This is a genomic window from Kribbella sp. NPDC056951, assembly GCF_042674205.1.
Classification (GTDB): domain Bacteria; phylum Actinomycetota; class Actinomycetes; order Propionibacteriales; family Kribbellaceae; genus Kribbella; species Kribbella yunnanensis.
On the sequence record NZ_JBHUQZ010000002.1, the window covers coordinates 1,127,663 to 1,143,920 of the forward strand.

14 protein-coding genes and 1 pseudogene are annotated in these 16,258 nt (G+C 68.5%); 5 read left to right on the forward strand and 10 right to left on the reverse strand.

What is annotated here, in order from left to right; genetic code table 11:
• Window positions 1–2 precede the first annotated feature (2 nt).
• Window positions 3–1,886, reverse strand: a complete 1,884-nt coding sequence (locus ACFTSF_RS12555; RefSeq protein ID WP_380153935.1) for an alpha-L-fucosidase — start codon at window positions 1,884–1,886, stop codon at window positions 3–5.
• Between the two features lie 107 nt (window positions 1,887–1,993).
• Here ACFTSF_RS12555 and ACFTSF_RS12560 point away from each other — a divergent pair, with 107 nt between their 5' ends.
• A complete protein-coding gene (locus ACFTSF_RS12560; protein WP_380153936.1) occupies window positions 1,994–2,686 on the forward strand; it encodes a GntR family transcriptional regulator in 693 nt (230 codons plus the stop codon).
• Between the two features lie 47 nt (window positions 2,687–2,733).
• The gene (locus ACFTSF_RS12565) at window positions 2,734–3,738 is read left to right on the forward strand and encodes a YihY/virulence factor BrkB family protein (protein WP_380153937.1); all 1,005 of its coding nucleotides are present in this window, start codon (window positions 2,734–2,736) and stop codon (window positions 3,736–3,738) included.
• A gap of 776 nt (window positions 3,739–4,514) precedes the next feature.
• Here ACFTSF_RS12565 and ACFTSF_RS12570 read toward each other — a convergent pair.
• The 5 genes and pseudogenes from ACFTSF_RS12570 to ACFTSF_RS12590 all read right to left on the reverse strand — a co-directional run bounded on the left by ACFTSF_RS12570 (window position 4,515) and on the right by ACFTSF_RS12590 (window position 8,025).
• Window positions 4,515–5,492, reverse strand: a complete 978-nt coding sequence (locus ACFTSF_RS12570; RefSeq protein ID WP_380153938.1) for an HNH endonuclease signature motif containing protein — start codon at window positions 5,490–5,492, stop codon at window positions 4,515–4,517.
• A complete protein-coding gene (locus ACFTSF_RS12575; protein ID WP_380153939.1) occupies window positions 5,489–6,175 on the reverse strand; it encodes a DUF222 domain-containing protein in 687 nt (228 codons plus the stop codon). The genes ACFTSF_RS12570 and ACFTSF_RS12575 overlap by 4 nt, the downstream gene beginning before the upstream one ends.
• 53 nt (window positions 6,176–6,228) lie before the next feature.
• Window positions 6,229–6,483, reverse strand: a pseudogene (locus ACFTSF_RS12580) (GFA family protein); the annotation flags it as partial.
• A gap of 76 nt (window positions 6,484–6,559) precedes the next feature.
• Window positions 6,560–7,372, reverse strand: coding sequence for an amino acid-binding protein (locus tag ACFTSF_RS12585; protein ID WP_380153940.1), 813 nt, complete (start codon window positions 7,370–7,372; stop codon window positions 6,560–6,562).
• Between the two features lie 20 nt (window positions 7,373–7,392).
• The gene (locus tag ACFTSF_RS12590; RefSeq protein ID WP_380153941.1) at window positions 7,393–8,025 is read right to left on the reverse strand and encodes a flavin reductase family protein; all 633 of its coding nucleotides are present in this window, start codon (window positions 8,023–8,025) and stop codon (window positions 7,393–7,395) included.
• A 65-nt stretch (window positions 8,026–8,090) separates the two neighbouring features.
• Between ACFTSF_RS12590 and ACFTSF_RS12595 the strand changes: the two genes are divergently transcribed.
• A complete protein-coding gene (locus tag ACFTSF_RS12595) occupies window positions 8,091–8,783 on the forward strand; it encodes an ArsR/SmtB family transcription factor (protein ID WP_380153942.1) in 693 nt (230 codons plus the stop codon).
• 4 nt (window positions 8,784–8,787) lie between these two features.
• On the opposite strand, the gene ACFTSF_RS12600 is transcribed toward ACFTSF_RS12595, so the two are convergent.
• Complete coding sequence (locus ACFTSF_RS12600; RefSeq protein WP_380153943.1) at window positions 8,788–9,984, reverse strand: multidrug effflux MFS transporter; 1,197 nt, start codon at window positions 9,982–9,984, stop codon at window positions 8,788–8,790.
• Between the two features lie 3 nt (window positions 9,985–9,987).
• Window positions 9,988–11,007, reverse strand: a complete 1,020-nt coding sequence (locus ACFTSF_RS12605) for a zinc-dependent alcohol dehydrogenase family protein (protein ID WP_380153944.1) — start codon at window positions 11,005–11,007, stop codon at window positions 9,988–9,990.
• A gap of 146 nt (window positions 11,008–11,153) precedes the next feature.
• Between ACFTSF_RS12605 and ACFTSF_RS12610 the strand changes: the two genes are divergently transcribed.
• Window positions 11,154–12,026, forward strand: coding sequence for a helix-turn-helix transcriptional regulator (locus ACFTSF_RS12610; RefSeq protein ID WP_380153945.1), 873 nt, complete (start codon window positions 11,154–11,156; stop codon window positions 12,024–12,026).
• On the opposite strand, the gene ACFTSF_RS12615 is transcribed toward ACFTSF_RS12610, so the two are convergent.
• Window positions 12,023–12,850 (reverse strand): hypothetical protein, encoded by an 828-nt coding sequence (locus ACFTSF_RS12615; protein WP_380153946.1) that lies wholly within the window; start codon window positions 12,848–12,850, stop codon window positions 12,023–12,025. The two genes, ACFTSF_RS12610 and ACFTSF_RS12615, sit on opposite strands and share 4 nt — an antisense overlap.
• Before the next feature lie 80 nt (window positions 12,851–12,930).
• Entirely contained in the window at window positions 12,931–13,464 is a 534-nt protein-coding gene (locus ACFTSF_RS12620; protein WP_380153947.1) for an EF-hand domain-containing protein, read from the reverse strand.
• Window positions 13,465–13,681: 217 nt separating this feature from the next.
• Here ACFTSF_RS12620 and ACFTSF_RS12625 point away from each other — a divergent pair, with 217 nt between their 5' ends.
• Entirely contained in the window at window positions 13,682–16,183 is a 2,502-nt protein-coding gene (locus ACFTSF_RS12625; RefSeq protein ID WP_380153948.1) for an ATP-binding protein, read from the forward strand.
• Window positions 16,184–16,258: the final 75 nt, after the last annotated feature.

A 16,258-nucleotide genomic window follows, 5' to 3' on the forward strand; every position in this document is an offset into this window, starting at 1 on the left:
CGTCAGGCCTGCTTGTAGACGCTGACCTCCGCGAGGGAGAGCGGGCCGCTCTGGTTCTCGAGTTGCACGCGGACGTAGCGGCCGGGAGCGCCGGCGAAGTTGAGGGTAGTGGGAGTGCCCGCTTCGCCGGCGTGCCGCTCGGCAGTGGCACCTGGGGTGGCGCGAGCACCGGCGAGATCCGAGGCGGTGATCGGGTTGTCGGAGACGATGACCCAGAAGTCGCTGAGGCGGTACTCGAAGCCTCCTGTCCGGTTGTAGACCTCGACATCGCCGATGGGGGCGGAGGCGCCGAGGTCTACCTGCCACCACGCTTCCTTGGCGTCGACGGCGGTGTGCGTGACCGAGTCATGGAAGTAGTCGCCGTCAGTGTTGCCGTCGACCGCGCGGCCCGCATCGCCGCCGTAGTCGGTGGAGATCTGCGTCGCCGGCTTCCGCAGCGCCAGGTTGCCGGGTCGAGTCGGCTTGGTGATCGTCTCCGACGTCACGTACTCATGGGACAGCAGATCGGCGTACGTCAGATGGATCAGCTCGACCGGCCCTGCGGAGGTGTCCACGCCGGTCAGGTTGAGGACGACGCGGCCGTCGCCGTTGACTGTGAACGGAATGGCCTTGCCCGCGGAGGTCTTCGCGGCCCGCAAGCGGTTGTTCAGGTTCGGGACGGTCACCTGCTGCTCGGTGGAGCGCGAGAACAGGAACAGGTTCATCGTGCGCTCGCGGAACGTCGTTGCCGCGAAGCTGCTCGGCGGGACCGGGCCGCCGCGGGTGCCGTAGATCGCGCCACCGTACGACTTCATCCACCGGCCGACTTCGGCCAGCCGGTCCCGCTGCGGCTTGTCCACCTCACCGCTCGGCTTGGGGCCGACATTGAAGAGCAGGTTCCCGTCGCCGGTCGCTGTCGAGACCAGCGTCTTGATGATCGTCGCCGGAGACTTCAGTACGTCGTCCTCGCGCCACGACCACTGGTTGCCGATCGTGATACACGACTCCCAGGCGCGCGCCACGTCGAACGAACCGATCCGCTGTTCGGGCGTCGTGTAATCGCCGTTCAATGTCGCCGGTGCGTCGGCCCAGTTGAGTGCGTAGCCGCGGTTGTTGATGAGCAGCCCGGGTTGCAGAGTTCGGGGCACCGAGTGGAACGTCGGCGGGCGGTAGACACTCAGCTCGGCCGGCATGATGCCGTCGTACCAGAGGAAGGAGATGTCACCGTAGTTCCGCATCAGCTGGTCGAGGTGGTCCATCATGTAGCCGTAGTAGTCGCCGTAGTTGCCCGCGACAACCTTCGGATGCGTCCAGTCCCAGCCGGAGTAGTACAGACCGAACTCGATCCGCCGGGATCGGCAGGCAATCGCCACCTCCTGCACCAGGTCGCGCCCCGACTTCCCCAGTGGCGTCTTCGCGAAGTCCGGATAGAACGACTCCGCGAAGTTCCGCGCCCGGAACATCGGGAAGCCGTCGTGGTGCTTACTCGTCAGCACCAGATACTTCATCCCCGCCGATACCGCGACCTCGGCCAGCGCCTCGGCCCATCCCTTCGCCGGCAGGAACGACTTATACGCCGCGTCGTACACCGGATCGGTTTTCACCGACGGATCGTTGTACGGCGCTCCGTCGTCGGGCCGCCCGGGGCGATAAGCCTTCCGCCCCCACCCGGTCTCGACCTGCGTCAGACTGGCCGGCCCGAAGTGCACGAACAACCCGAACCGCAGCTTCGCCAACGCAGCCTGCGCATCCACCCGCCGGCCGGTCGGTGCGGCTGGTGCCGCTGGTGTCGCTGGTTCGGGGTGAGCTTCAGCAGTTGTCGAACCGAGCATGGTGGCGGCTCCTAAGGCTGGCGCGCCCAGCAGGATCGAGCGGCGGCGTAAACCATCGGCGGACGGATCAGGCATCGAGGTGGCCTTTCGGTCGGGCGGGACGGAGCACGGCAAATCGGATACGATATTGGAAGTTAGGAGCCCAGCAGGCCGCTGTCAATGGCCGGGACGGGAGGAGACTCGTGCGCGGAGCAGCCCCACAGCAGACGCCCAAGCTGCAGCCCGCCCCACGGCTGATGCTGCGCGAGAGCGTCTACGAGTCGCTGAAACGCCTCCTGATGGACAACGACCTCGAGCCCGGCACCCGCCTGTCGATCGACGGTCTGGCCCGCGACCTACAGGTCTCCCAGACCCCCGTCCGAGAAGCTCTCTTCCGCTGCGAGGCCGAAGGCCTGGTAGTCCGCCGCCCCAACGCCGGCTACCACGTCGCTCCCCAACTCAGCCGCGACGCCCTGGTCGACCTCTACGACCTCCGCCTCCTCCTGGAACCCACCGCCGCCGCCCGCGCCGCAACCAACGCCACCAACGACCACCGCCATGCCATGGACGACGCCATCCGCGCAATGACTCCCGCCGTACCGGGTGACGGGTATCAGGCGTATCGCGAGTTCGCCGAAGAAGACGCGAAGTTGCACGGGACGATCGCGACCGCGGCCGGCAACCCGCTGATCGCCGAGACCCTGGATCGGCTGCGGGCCCACACCCATTCGTACCGGCTGTACTTCCGGCACGGGATCGCCGAGGTCACCACCACCGAGCACCAGGCGATCCGGGACATGATCCACCGCCGCGACCCGGCCGGCGCCGAGACAGCCATGCGGACCCACCTCGAGAACTCCCGGATCCGGCTGCTCGCCGCCTACGACGACCGCTGACGGGGCGCCGTCGGCGGCGATTCCGGGTCGGATCGTACGGTTGGGGCGTGAGTACCTTGGGGCGGCTGGATGCTGCGCAGCGGCGGCACCCACGGCTCGGGTTCCCGCTCGCCGTGGTGTACAAGTTCTTCGACGACCAGGGCAGCTATCTGGCCGTGATCATCACCTACTACGCCTTCGCGGCGATCTTCCCGATGCTGCTGATCTCCTCGTCGGTGCTCGGATTCGTTCTCCAGGGCAACGAAGATCTGCAGCGGGCGGTGTTGCAGTCCGCGCTCAAGGAGTTCCCGATCGTCGGGACCCAGTTGGCGACTCCACAGGGTCTGCAAGGCAGTACGCCGGCCGTCATCGTCGGTACGATCACCGCCCTGTACGGCATCATCGGGCTCGGCCAGGCCGTCCAGAACGCGGTCAACGTGACCTGGGGTGTCCCTCGCAACGGACGGCCCAATCCGTTCCGAGGGCGGTTGCGCTCCGGGGCGCTGCTGTCGCTGGCCGGTCTCACCGTCCTCAGCTTCGCCACGCTGACAGTGCTGGCCGGCAGCCAGGCCTCGCTGGCCGGCGTGGTCGCTGCCGACCTCGGCTGGCTCGTCTCGATCGGCTCGATCCTGGTGCTCACGGCGATGCTGACGCTGTGCCTGCGCCCCGGCAAACGGCCTCGACCGCCGTTCCGGCAGATCCTTCCCGGCGCATTCCTCACCGCACTCGGATGGCACCTGCTGGAACGCCTCGGCGGGATCTACGTCAACGACGTACTGGCCAAAGCAAGTGAGGTCAACGGCATCTTCGCGCTGACGCTGGGCCTGATCGGCCTCATCTACGCCGCGTCGGTGATCGCCGTGATCGGCGCCGAACTGAACTCGGTGCTCGCTCACCGGCTCTACCCACGCTCACTGCTGGCCCTCTTCACCGACTCGGCCACCGACCTCACCCCCGCCGATCACCGCGCCTACGCCATGTACGCCCAGGCCCAGCGCCACAAGACCGCCGAAACCATCGACGTCACCTTCAAACCCCACCAACCGGACCCCGTCCAGCGCCCGTCGCCATAAACTCGGACACTGATGGGGCCGGCCTGCCTGATGCGGCCGATGTCGGCCGGACGGCGGGTGCGAACCCGGCCATCGACACGCACGGTGGCTGACCGCCGCCGCGGCGGACCACGAGCAGGGTGCCCGGGCGATCCGATGGCTGAGTGAGATGGTTGCTGCGGGCAACCGGTGCCTGCGTCGTCCGGGGCTGACGGGCTGTGGTTGCTGCCCCGAGGATCAGGTGCCTCGCGGCTAATCCATCGCTGCAACTGCTTCCCCGGCTTGCAATTGACGTCGCAGCCCGGGACCCTGCAGGCGTCGACTCGGCCGACGACGCCCGCGGTGGCTGACCGCCGCTGCGGCCGACCAAAGCAGTGTGGCTGGGCGATCCGGTGGCTGATCCGGACGGTTGCTGCGGGCGACCGCCTGCTCGTCGTCTGGGGCTGACGGGCTGTGGTTGCTGCCTGAGGATCAGGAGGCTTGCAGTTGACCCGCCGCTTTAGATGCTGTCTCAGGATCGGTGGCTTGCTTTGCAGCAGACCTATTGGTGTAGGTGCTGCTTGGGAATCAGGTGGTTGGCGGGCGGCTGACTCGGTGGCGTGGTCGGTGCTTGGGAATCGCGCGGCCGGCGGCTGGCGGTCGGCGGTCGGCGGTTGTTGGCTGACCGGGCGGTCTGGTTGGTAGCGCCGGTGGTGGTGCGGTGGGCGTGGGTAGGTCCGCGGGCCGGTCTGGGGACCGGCGGCCGCGGTGGGGTGATGGGTGGTGGAGCGTTGGGGGCGATGGACCGGGTGGTGGGGTTACGGTCCGGCTGTGGGGGTGGTGTTGGTGCCCCACGGGTCGGCGTAGCTGGGTGCTATGGAGTTGAGGCAGGTTCGGAGGGCTTCTCGGGCGGCGGCCAGTCGAGGGTTGGGGAGGGTGCTGGCGGCGGGCAGCCGTTCTGGTTGTTCGTGGGTTGGGTTGCTGGTGACGCCGCCGAGGCCACTCCAGTCGGCACTGGCGTTGCTGACACCAGCCGGGTTAGGACTGCCGTCGGTGGTGTTGTGGGTGTGGGCCGAGGTGACCCAGCCGATCACCTCGGCGAGTACGGCGGGATCGGTGCGGGGCGGGTCGGCCCAGCCCGGGCGAGTGACCTGGACGCCGTCGCTGGTGATCGATAGGGCCCATTGGCCGTCGTGGACCGCGCGGTGGTGGAAGGCGCACAGCAACGCGAGGTTCTGGAGGCTGGTGGGGCCGCCGTTGGCCCAGTGGATCAGGTGGTGGGCGTGGCACATCCACGGTGGTGCTTGGCAGACGACGCAGCCTTTGTCGCGTTTGTTCAACGCGCGGCGAATGTAGCGGTTGACGAAGCGTTGCTCGCGGCCCACATCCAACGGTTGCGAATCACCGCCGAGCACGATCGGGAGCACCGCGGCGTCGCAGGCCAGGAGACGGACCGCGCCTGCGGACAGGTTGCCGCCGAACACCAACTCACCTACTCCACCGCCCCGGCCGGCCGCAGCGAGACCAGTCCCATCGGCTCGGCTCGCGCCAGCCCCGCTCGCGTCAGCCCCGCTCGCGTCGGCTCCGACCGCGTCGGCTCCGACCGCACCGGCTCGGCTCGTATCGCCCCCGACCGCACCGGCACCGCTCGTGTCGGTACCGGCTGTGCCGCCGAAGGCGGGTGGGGTTGCGGCGAGGGTGGCGGCTTTGAGGTCGTTGAAGTCGATCGTGACCGTCAGGTGCGGGACACCGGGGTGGTCGGGGTTGCCGGCGGCGGAGTTCATGATGATCGTCAACGAGTCCGCTTGTCGCTGGTCGCGCGTGCGTGGGTCACGTTCACCGTCGATGGTTTGTGGGGTTTGGACAGGGTGTGGATTTGGGTTTCGAGTTGTTCGCCGTCGGCGCCGGGCAGGAACCCGGAGAACTTCACTCCACCGTCGGTGCGTCGCAGCCGCAGTGACCTTTTCGTGTGAGCTTCGTCCTCGGCTGGTTCGGGGCCGTCGGTGTCCAAGGTGGACAGGACCTTGTGACCGAACCGGGTGAGTTCGCGGGGATTCGCGAGCCGGGCTGCCTCGACCAGCTGCTCTTCGGCGACGGTCAGGTGTTCGACCGGGACGGTGGAGGGGGCCTTCTCCAGGGTCTTGACGATGACCTTGGCCTGGTCCGGAGACACGACCGCGGGCCGCGTCGGGTCTGCGGGGTCGGGTAGGGCGGCGGTCACGGCCGGGTACTTGTGCAGGGCGGTGGTGAAGGCGAGGTCTTTGCGGACCTCGACCGGGTCGCGAAGGTAGCGTTCCGAGACCAGTTCGACGGTGTCGCGGGCACCGAGTTCCTGGGCCGTGCCCATTTCGTCGAGCCGGCCGATCACCTGCAACTTGTAGGTATTCAGCAAGGCGGTGGCAGCCTCCACGGTGTCGAGAGTGGACAGCAGTTCGCTGCCGCTCAGCGACCACACCGGGGGCAACGCCAACATCTCCATACCGAACAGCTTAGACACGGCCACCGACAGTTTTCGAGGCCAGAACCCCTTATTTACAAAGGATGTGTGGGCTGTTCGTGGGCTGGTTGCGCACTCAACTTGCCCACACGCGTGTCACCCTCGTAGTGAGGGCGGGTGGGGTTTGGGCCTAGCCAGTCCTGGGCTCGGCGCCACCAGACGTCGGCGACGGGGTGTAGGCCGGACGGGGCGTCGAGGGTCCCGGCTTTGACGATGATCAGGTCGGGGCGTTCGTGCAGCACAGTGAAGATCGGCGTACCGCAGTCGCCGCAGAAGAGGCGGTGCACGGCAGAGGCAGTGGCCGGTTGATGACATGCGCAGAGTCTTGCGGGGAATGCCCTAGGTTGCTGTCCCTAGATGTAGTAGTCACAGGGGAAGGAGGGAGAGTTCGGCTAGTTGGGCCAGGCGGTGGGCGCGGGCTGATTCGGCGGGGGTGAAGGGTTCTGCTGGGCGGGTGAAGGCGAAGAAGCCGGTCCAGGGCGAGGGGATCTTGAGGATGGTTCGGTCGGCGGGAAGCGGGCCGGACAGGAGCGCTCGGTCGGTGACGAGCTCTGCACCGAGGAGTTCGGCTACGGCGTGTGGGAGTTCGGTGGGGTCGGCGACCACGCGGGCGGCGAGGCTCAGGGCCTTGGTTTGGCCGTCGATCAGGGCTAGGGCCGTCGTGGGCCAGACCTGTACGTCGCCTCCGCCGGCGGACTCGACGGCTGCGGACAGCGCGCCGGAGCGGATCGAGTCGGGGGCCGACACCACCAGTTCGTCGCGGACGCCGTCCTCGACGGTGTGGACGTGTAGTCCGAGGATGTTCGCGTCCACCGCCGTTAGTCCGTGGGCCAGCCGCTCGAGCGAGCCGACGCTGTCCGGGAGCGTGACGCGGATTCGCCATAAGGCGTCCACGCCTGTCGCCGGTGGTGAGTGCGGGGCGTGCAGCCAGGTTCGCAACCAGCGCATCGCGGACGGCTCGACGACCCAGATCACCAGCACGGTCGTCGTGACCACGAGTACGGCGACAGCGACGACGTACGGCGGGTGGATCGCCAGCACGAGGGCGTGTAGCGCGAGCTCGACCGGGAACACCGCGAGGAGTTTGGCCACCGTCAATCGCAGCCGCCGCGGATGCGGGAGGCGGCCGCACACCTCACACGCTGATCCGCCGACGAGCGCCGTACGCAACGATTCCATGGTGCCAGGGTGACTCGCGCTTATTGCCCCGCTGTTGCCGGCAGATGAAGCTCGCGCGGGGTCTCCGTGCGGAAGGACTCCCCGAGCTCGTTACCGAGGCCGAAGTAGTGGCGGAAGTTGTAGATCAGCGGCGACCAGGCGCTCGGGTCGACGTACGACGTTCCCGGTACGACGATGCGTTCGTCGGCGTGCACCTGCAAGACCTTTGCCTGCACGATCAAGAAGTTGCCACCGGCATCGAAGTCGACCGCGACCGCCGTCGCCTCGAACTGCAGCGGGCACTCGGCGACTCGCGACGGTCCGACTTGCGAGGATGCGACCGCGGTCAGCCCAGCAGCCTTGAACTTGTCCTGCTCGAAGCGGAACCGCGCGCGCTTCGCGGCAGGTACCGGATTGCGGCCGGTCAGCGTGGCCATCCGCTCGACCGCCTCCCACTGCGCGGGTGACGGGTAGTTGATCACGAGCTCGGGGCGCTGACGCAGGTTGTGACCGGTCTGACCCGAGTCGCCGAGACCCAGTACGACGATGTCGTCGAGCGCCCAGGCGGATGACATCGGGGCGAGGTTGAACGTGCCGTCGTCGTTCTCGGTGGACAGCAGAGCTACCGGCGTACCTACGTACAGGATGGACGGTTCGATCGTCAGGTGGGTCATGCGTCCGAAGCTAAACCGCGGACGCTTCGGCAGCGGCCGAACTATTGCCCCGGCATGATGGGGACATGAGCATGCAGGCCGAGGGACAGGAGCTGGCTGCCTGGGCGCGGATGCTGGCCGATGCGACGCGGGCGACGGTCTGTTTGGCGTTGCTCGACGGACGTGCCTGGACCGCGACCGAACTGGCACGGTTGGCGCACGTTTCGCGGCCGACGATCAGCGAGCATCTCAACCTCCTCGTCGACGGCGGGCTGCTGGCCGAGGTGCGGCAGGGACGACACCGGTACGTGCGACTCGCAGGTCCCGAGACGGCCGAGCTGATCGAAGGACTCGCAGCACTGACACCTCGCCGTACGGCGACCGCCCACAGCCTGGCCGCGGTGAGCAAGCGAGACGCATTCGCCCGAGCGCGGACCTGCTACGACCACCTGGCCGGCAAACTCGGCGTGGCGCTGGCGGACGCGATGATCGAGCGCGGCCTGCTCGACTGGTCGTCCGGCCTCACGACGGAAGGCAGCGCCTGGCTGACCGACCTCGGCATCACGATCGAACCCCACCGCGGACGTCCCACCGTCCGGTCGTGTCTAGACGTGACCGAACGACGTCCCCATCTCGCCGGTGCGGTCGGCGCTGCGCTGTGCACACACGCATTGCAGGAAGGCTGGGTACGACGCATCCCCGGCGGCCGCGCGCTGAAGGTGACGGGATCGGTGCGAGAGCTCGGTCTACCGGCCGGCGTCGTACGGGAGCTGGTCTAGCCAGCTACCGCCTGCTGACCACCAGGAGTCCGGTCAGCGACACCACCGCGCCGATGGTCATCAAGACAGCCATCGGTACGGCGGTGTGTTCGCCGCCGAGGCCGGCGATCGGGGCGATGGTTCCGGCGGCGACCCAGTGGACGAAGCCCAGCACGGCTGATCCGGTGCCGGGGCGGTCGGCTACGGCTGCGGAGGCCAGGGCACCGGTGTTCGGGATGATCAGGCCCTGGGCGGTCATCAGCACGAGGAAGCACGCGATCGCTAGGAACAACGGAGTGTCGAACCACAGGGCCCCGACGAGCATCGCGAGGCCGGCGGCGAGGACGGCGAGCTGTCCGGTCAGGATGAGTTTGCGGGTGGCGACTCGGCCGGCTAGGCGGGCAGCGATCAGGGCGGCTGCCGTCATGCCGGCGGCGTTGGCGGCGAAGTCGACGGAGTAGGCGATCGGCGAGAGCCCGTTCATGGATTGCAGGACGAAGGCGGACGTGGCGACATAGGCGAACAAGGCGCCCATCGCGGCTCCGGAGACGACGAGATAGCCGACGTACTCGCGATTCGCCAGCACCGCGCGGCCGGCGGTCAGGAAGCTGGTCAGCCCGCCGGCGTGCCGACGCTCGCGCGGAAGTGATTCGGGTACGGCGATCAAGGCCGCGAGCGTCATCGCGAGCCCGAATGCTGCGACGACCCAGAACGAGACCCGCCAGTGGGACAGCTGCAGGATGATCCCGCCGAGCAGCGGGCCGACGACGAGCGCGATGCCGCCGACCGCGGCAACCACGTTCATGACGCGGACCAGCCGTACGCCGCTGGCCAGGTCGACGACGATCGCCCGGCCAGTCACCATCGCCCAGCCGCCGGCGAAGCCTTGGACGAACCTGGCCGCCGTCAGTACCACGATCGACGGCGCGAGCGCGCAGACGACCGAGGCCGCGGTCATCGCCACCAGCGCCGCCAGCAACGGCATCCGCCGGCCGCGTTGATCCGAAACCGGTCCCCCGATCAGCTGACCGAGCGCCATACCGACGAAGAACGTCGTCAACGTCAGCTGGACCTGCGTCGCCGTACTGGACAGGTCACCGGCGACCCGCGGGAACGCCGGGACGTACATGTCGGTGGCCAGCGGCGCGATCGCGGACACGAAGACCAGGGTGGCGACCAGTCCGGCGGTCAGCCGCGCCTGAGCGGGGGATGAGGTTCTCATAGATCAGACGGTCAGCAGAACTTTGGTCGCCGTACGCTCGTCCATGGCCCGGTAGCCCTCGGCGGCGCGGTCGAGCGGCAGGACGAGGTCGAAGACCTTGCCGGGGTCGATCTTGCGGTCCCAGATGAGCTGGATCAGGTGGGGCAGGTACTGCCGGACCGGTGCGGGACCACCGTGCAGGTGGATGCCGGCCATGAACAGCTCGTCGCCGGGGATCGCCACGTCGTGGGAGACGCCGACGAATCCGACGTGTCCGCCCGGCCTGGTGGAGCGAATGGCCTGCGTCATGGCTTCCTGGGTACCGACGGCCTCGATGACCGAGTGGGCGCCCAGCCCGCCGGTGAGCTCCTTGATGCGCGCGACGCCCTCGTCCCCACGCTCCTCGACGATGTCGGTGGCCCCGAACTCCTTGGCCAGTGCCTGGCGATCGGCGTGCCGGCTGAAGGCGATGATCCGCTCGGCACCGAGCTGCTGGGCAGCCAGGATCCCCAGCAGACCGACAGCACCGTCACCGACGACTGCGACAGTCTTGCCCGGACCGGCCTCAGCGGCAACAGCCGCAAACCAACCAGTGCCGAGTACGTCGGATGCCGCCATCAGCGACGGGATGAGCTCCGGGTCGGGGATCCCGGGAGTCGCGACGAGCGTCCCGTCGGCCAACGGGATCCGGGCCCGCTCGGACTGCGTGCCGAGCGTGCCCATCAGCACGCGGTGCACGCAGTAGGCCTGGTAACCGGCCTGGCAGATCTCGCAGGTGTTGTCGGAGGCCCAGAACGAGCCGACCACGAAGTCGCCGACCTTGACGGTCCGCACGTCCGCGCCGATCTCCTCGACGACACCGACGTACTCGTGACCCATGACCTGGTGATCGACCGGCTCGGCCCCGCGATAAGGCCACAGGTCGCTGCCGCAGATACAAGTTGCGGACAGCCGGATGATCGCGTCGGTCGGCGCGATGATCTTCGGGTCCTCGCGGTCCTCCACCTGGACGTTGCCGGGCCCGTGCATGACTACCTGGCGCATTGCGCGCTCCTTCTCGAACTGACGTTGATACCTACTCTAGGAGTGAACCCGCCGGCCGATCGGGCAAGAAGTCCCTGTCGATAGGTGTACTGATAGGGCACCCTTCAACGCCTCGTCGGCGCGACCGGCGTACTACTGTCGTAGTCGTGGACAACCGTCAAGAGGTGCGCGAGTTCCTCACGACTCGCCGCGCCCGCATCACTCCGGAGCAGGCCGGGCTGCCCACGACCGGTGCCCGGCGGGTGCCCGGTCTGCGTCGCAGCGAGGTGGCAACGATCGCCGGACTCAGCGTCGAGTACTACGCACGACTCGAGCGCGGCCAAATCGCCGGCGCCTCCTCTGGCGTGCTCGAAGCGCTCGCGCGGGCGCTCCAACTGGACGACACCGAGCGAGCCCATCTCCTCGACCTCGCCCGGGCGGCCGACGGAATCCCGAGCTCGGGCCGACCGCGCCGCCGTACGGCGGGAAAGGCCGCAGCGCGGGAGAGCCTGCAGTGGGTGTTGGACGCGATCAAGGACGGTGTCGCGTTCGTCCGGGATCCGCACCAGAACCTGGTGGCCACGAACGCCCTGGGGCGCGCCTTCTATTCACCGGTCATCGGCGACGGCGGCCGGATGCCGAACCTCGCCCGCTTCCAGTTCCTCGATCCCGCCGCCCGGGAGTTCTTTCCCGACTGGGAACTGTTCGCCCAGATGTGTGTCGCGATCATGCGCGCCGAGGCGGGCCGCGACCCGCACGACCGCGGCCTCCAGGATCTCGTCGGTGAACTCTCCACCCGCAGCGAGATCTTCCGCCAACTGTGGGCCGACCACAACGTCCGCACGCACGGATCCGGCACCAAGCGGTTCCAGCACCCCGTCGTCGGCGAACTCGTGCTCGCCTACGAAGAACTCGCGATCACGGCCGAACCAGGGCTGGTGCTCCTGATCTACACCGCCGAACCCGGCTCACCCTCCGCAGAACGCCTTCAGCTGCTCGCCTCCTGGACAGCACCGGCAGATGCCCTGGGCAACAGTTAGAAACGACGTACGGCGGTAATGGCGAAGCGCTCGGTGCCGTGGCTGTGACCGCCGGCTGAGGCGACGACGACCAGGACCGGGTCGGTGGCACCGCGGTAGCTGACGCGACCCGACCACGGGGTGCGTTCGCCACCGGCCGCGACGCAGCAGAGGGTGCCGAGGGGTTTGGCCGTGGAGGCTTGGCGGACCTCGATCCGGATCGCTTCGTCGACACCGGTGATGCGGCCGCCCGCAGTTAGCGGGGAGCCGGCGGTGGCGCCGTAGCGTGGTGAGGTCAGCGAAAGGTCGGAGTCGCGGGTGCCGACGACCTCCCAGGGAGCGTCCTTACCTTGGCCGATCCGCGCGAGGTGGACGACGGCGGCGGTGAACTTGCGGCCGGTGTCGATCTGGAAGCCCACTCCCACGTGCGCCTCGTCACCGCGGATGCTGCGTGAGGTGATCAGCGTGATGTCCTTGAATCCCAAGAACCCCTGGGTGAACGCCAAGGCAGTATCGGCCGCGTCGAGGTGCCACGGTTGATGCCCGCCGCTGCGGTACGACCGCTGCCACTCCGCGGCCCGCGCCTCGGACGTGAACGGCCACGCCGCCTGATAGCGGAAGACCCTGCGCGCCGGCGCCGAAGTCGTGGGCGTCGGGGTGGCCGAGGCTGTCGGCGGGGTTGTCGGCGGAACCGGCGTACTGGTGTCGGCAGTCGGAGTCGCCGTCGGCTGCGGCGCACTGCTAATCGGGGTCGGATTGACCGCACCCTTGTCGTCCGAGCACCCGGCCAGCAGGAGCACCGCGACAGCCATCCCACACTGCCAACGAAGTCGCTTGTCCGTCATGGCCGTCCTCCTCGATCGATCCCCTGTACCCATGGTGATCGCCCCGAGGTCCAATGTCTGTACGCCGCGCGCGGCCGGCTCTAGTAACGCCCGAAGACCCACTGGGACGGAGAGTCAGGGTCGTCACCGCTCCAGAAGGCGGTCCAGAGGTCGCGGAACTCGGCGCGGGACAGGTGACCGTCACCGTTGATATCGAGTTGCGGAAAGACCTCCTCGATCCCTTCGTCGGAACCCTTCCAGGCGTAGACGACCTGTTTGTGCTCGGTCAGGGCGATCCGGTCGTCGCCGTTCTCGTCGATCGCGTCGAACATCGCATCGGCGGTCGCATGCACCGCGTCCTGCATCTCCGGAAGCTGATCGACAACGTTCATCAGCTCGTCGAGTGAGACCTTGTCGTCGTGTTCGGCGCCGGACATCGTCGAGATCGCCGACCACCAGCCCATCATGATGCTCCGCATCCGGTCGTGGTCGGCGGTGCCCGGGGCCCAGCCGCGCAGGCCCACCCAGCGCTCGGTCAGTGCCTCGAAATCGGACTCGTCGAGATATCCGTTGCCGTCGGCATCCATTGCCTCGAAGACCACGGCCACCTTGCGCCGCTGGAACTCAGTCGCCATCTCGCCCGCCCCCTTTCAAACGATCACTTCGGTACGCCGCTCCTACCCGGCCCTCACCGCGGGTAATCACCAGCCCCGACTCAATGCGGTCAGCGAGACCCGCAGGTACCGCAATCACGTCCGTCGAAAAACCCCGGCGAACCGTCGCGCTCTGACCCAGCAGGCGTTAACCTCGCCCGGCGAGCAGGGTCGGGGGAACCACGGGGAGGCACGCGAGATGTCTGGAAGTGCACAGCCGGCGCCAGGTGGTGTCACGGAGCTGACCGGTTTCGGGGCGCGCCTGCGGGAGCTGCGGGTCTGGTCCGGGGTGTCCTACCGCGAGCTGCATCGGCGGATCGTCCGAAGCCGTACGGCGCGGGGTGTGGCCGAGATCCCGGCGTACGACACGGTCTACCGGTGCCTGCAACCCGGGCGGAGCCGACTGGACGTCGAGCTGGTGGTCGACGTCGTGCGGGCGTTGACCGGCGATGCGGATGAGTGCGTCGTACTGGCTTGGCGGCAGGCCTACCAACTGGCGTGCGGAGCGGCGTCCGATGCGGCCGTGGTGAACGTGACCGACCGGCTCCCGGACGATCTCGAGGTCTTCATCGGGCGCGCCAAGGCGGTCGCCAAGCTGCGGCCACTGCTGAACGACCGATCCGCACCCGTCGTGCTCGCTGTCGACGGGATGGCCGGCGTCGGCAAGACCCGGATGATCGTGCACCTCGCGCATCTGATGGACGGCGTCGACCAGGTCCTCGCGGTCAACCTGCGCGGCTTCGATCCACGGCAGCCGGCCGAACCGGGCGCCGTACTGGAGGCCTTTCTCCGCGTCCTGGGCGTGCGCGGCACCGCCCAGACCGCCCGTACGGCGAAGCTCGCCCGCGCGCTCGCTGGTCGGCGATCGGTGATCCTGCTCGACAATGCTGCCTCGGCCGAACAGGTCGTACCGCTCCTACCCGGCGTTCCGGGCAGCGTGGTGCTCGTGTCGAGTCGTCGGCGGCTCGAACTACCCGGGGCGGAGCGGTTGCAGCTCGGCCCGTTCACTCCGGCCGAGTCCGACGAACTGCTGCGGAAGTCGATCGGGTCAGCGCGAGTTAGCGAGGATCCGGCCACGGCCGGGCGCATCGCCGTACAGGTCGGTCAGCTGCCACTCGCGCTGGCGCTGGTCGCGGGCCGGATCGACGCGACGCCAGCCTGGAGCCTGTCCGACCATTTGGAGCGGCTGGTCGAGCGGGGCCGGACGTTGTCGCTCGATGACGCCGTCGAGATCGCGCTCGCCCAGTCGGACAGCAGCCTCCCGGAGGACCACCGCACCCTGCTGCGGATGCTCGCGCTGCACCCGGGCGCCGACTTCGACACCTCGGCGGCCGCCGTACTGGCTGGTGCGGACGAGGCCGAGACGGCCGTGCTGCTGGGCGATCTGCTGGCCGGGAGCTTGTTGCAGCAGCGCTCCCCTGGTCGGTTCGAGATGCACGATCTGGTCAGGGTGTACGCCGCCAAGCGCGGAAGCGACGAGGATCCGGCGAGCGCCCGCCGGGCCGCGTTCACCCGGTTGGCCGACCACTACCGGGCGATGGCTGCCCTCGCGATGTCGGTGTACGCGCCGTACGAAGCGAAGTGGCGTCCGTCCGCGCCATCATCGGCCGAGCCACCAGCGGATCGGGAGGCGGCACTGGCGTGGCTCGACGCCGAGCGGGTCAATCTGGTCGCCTGCGGACTCAGCGCGGCCGAACAAAATCTGCCCGATCACACGGCGGATCTGTCGTCGATCCTCTACCGCTACCTCGATGACGCCGGCCACTACGGCGACGGCGAGGTGCTGCACACTGCCGCGGCACGGGTGACGCCGCGGGTCAAGCGCGGCCGGGCGCTGAGCAGTCTCGGTGTCGTCTATTGGCGGCTCGGGCGGTTCGACGCGGCGCGTGAGGTGTACGGCGAGTCGCTGTCGATCGCAGCCACCAGCGACGATCACCGCGAGCACATCCGCGCCCTGATCAACCTCGGTCTGGTGCTCGAACGCGTCGGCGCGTACACCGAGGCGTACGAGAACTACCTGCAGTCGATCGAGATCGCGGCCATGATCGGCTCGGACCTGGCGACCGCGCACGCCCTGCACAACGTGGTCCACCTGGCCGAGCGGCTCGGCCGGTACGACGAGGCGTACGAACGGGTTCAGGAATGCCTGGTGATGTTGCGCGAGACCGGTGACCGGGTGACCGAGGGACGCGCGCTGAACAGCCGGGCCTGCGTCAACCTCAGCCTCGGCCGGCACGACCAGGCCCGCGCCGATGCGGAAGCCGCGATCAGCATCGCCCGCGAGACCGGCAACCGGACCGGTGAGGCCTACGCGCTCATCACTCTCGGCCGCGCCCTCTGCGCACTGGGCGCCCTCGACCCGGCTCGTTCCCGCCTGGAGCTCGCCCTGAAGATCGCGAGAGAGGTCGCCAATCGGGACACCGAGGCGCTCGCCCTCAACGAGTCCGGGACAGTGGCCTGTACGGCGGGATCGCCCGCGATCGCGTTGGACCGGCACCGGGCTGCGCTGGCGATCTCGACCGAGGTCGGCGACCCGTATGAGCAGGCGCGCAGTCACCAAGGCTGTGCCCGGGCCCTCGTCCTCCTCGGAGACCCCGAGACCGCCCAGTCCGAACTCCGGCAAGCGCTCACCATCTTCGACCGCCTGAAGACCCCGGAGGCCAACGCCGTCGCCACCCAACTGGCGGCGTTGTCCGCCTGACCGGATTCGACCGGAAACCGAGACACCCGACTCCGGTCACGGTGAGCATGGGGCCCGCTGTCCTCAACCGGACAG

What these genes read in the sequence shown, in the direction of transcription:
- ACFTSF_RS12625 (WP_380153948.1), top strand. Translation starts at nt 13,682, where the DNA reads ATGTCTGGAAGTGCACAGCCGGCGCCAGGTGGTGTCACGGAGCTGACC.
- ACFTSF_RS12615 (WP_380153946.1), bottom strand. Translation starts at nt 12,850, where the DNA reads ATGACGGACAAGCGACTTCGTTGGCAGTGTGGGATGGCTGTCGCGGTG.
- ACFTSF_RS12575 (WP_380153939.1), bottom strand. Translation starts at nt 6,175, where the DNA reads ATGGAGATGTTGGCGTTGCCCCCGGTGTGGTCGCTGAGCGGCAGCGAA.
- ACFTSF_RS12600 (WP_380153943.1), bottom strand. Translation starts at nt 9,984, where the DNA reads ATGAGAACCTCATCCCCCGCTCAGGCGCGGCTGACCGCCGGACTGGTC.
- ACFTSF_RS12595 (WP_380153942.1), top strand. Translation starts at nt 8,091, where the DNA reads ATGAGCATGCAGGCCGAGGGACAGGAGCTGGCTGCCTGGGCGCGGATG.
- ACFTSF_RS12555 (WP_380153935.1), bottom strand. Translation starts at nt 1,886, where the DNA reads ATGCCTGATCCGTCCGCCGATGGTTTACGCCGCCGCTCGATCCTGCTG.
- ACFTSF_RS12590 (WP_380153941.1), bottom strand. Translation starts at nt 8,025, where the DNA reads ATGACCCACCTGACGATCGAACCGTCCATCCTGTACGTAGGTACGCCG.
- ACFTSF_RS12620 (WP_380153947.1), bottom strand. Translation starts at nt 13,464, where the DNA reads ATGGCGACTGAGTTCCAGCGGCGCAAGGTGGCCGTGGTCTTCGAGGCA.
- ACFTSF_RS12605 (WP_380153944.1), bottom strand. Translation starts at nt 11,007, where the DNA reads ATGCGCCAGGTAGTCATGCACGGGCCCGGCAACGTCCAGGTGGAGGAC.
- ACFTSF_RS12585 (WP_380153940.1), bottom strand. Translation starts at nt 7,372, where the DNA reads ATGGAATCGTTGCGTACGGCGCTCGTCGGCGGATCAGCGTGTGAGGTG.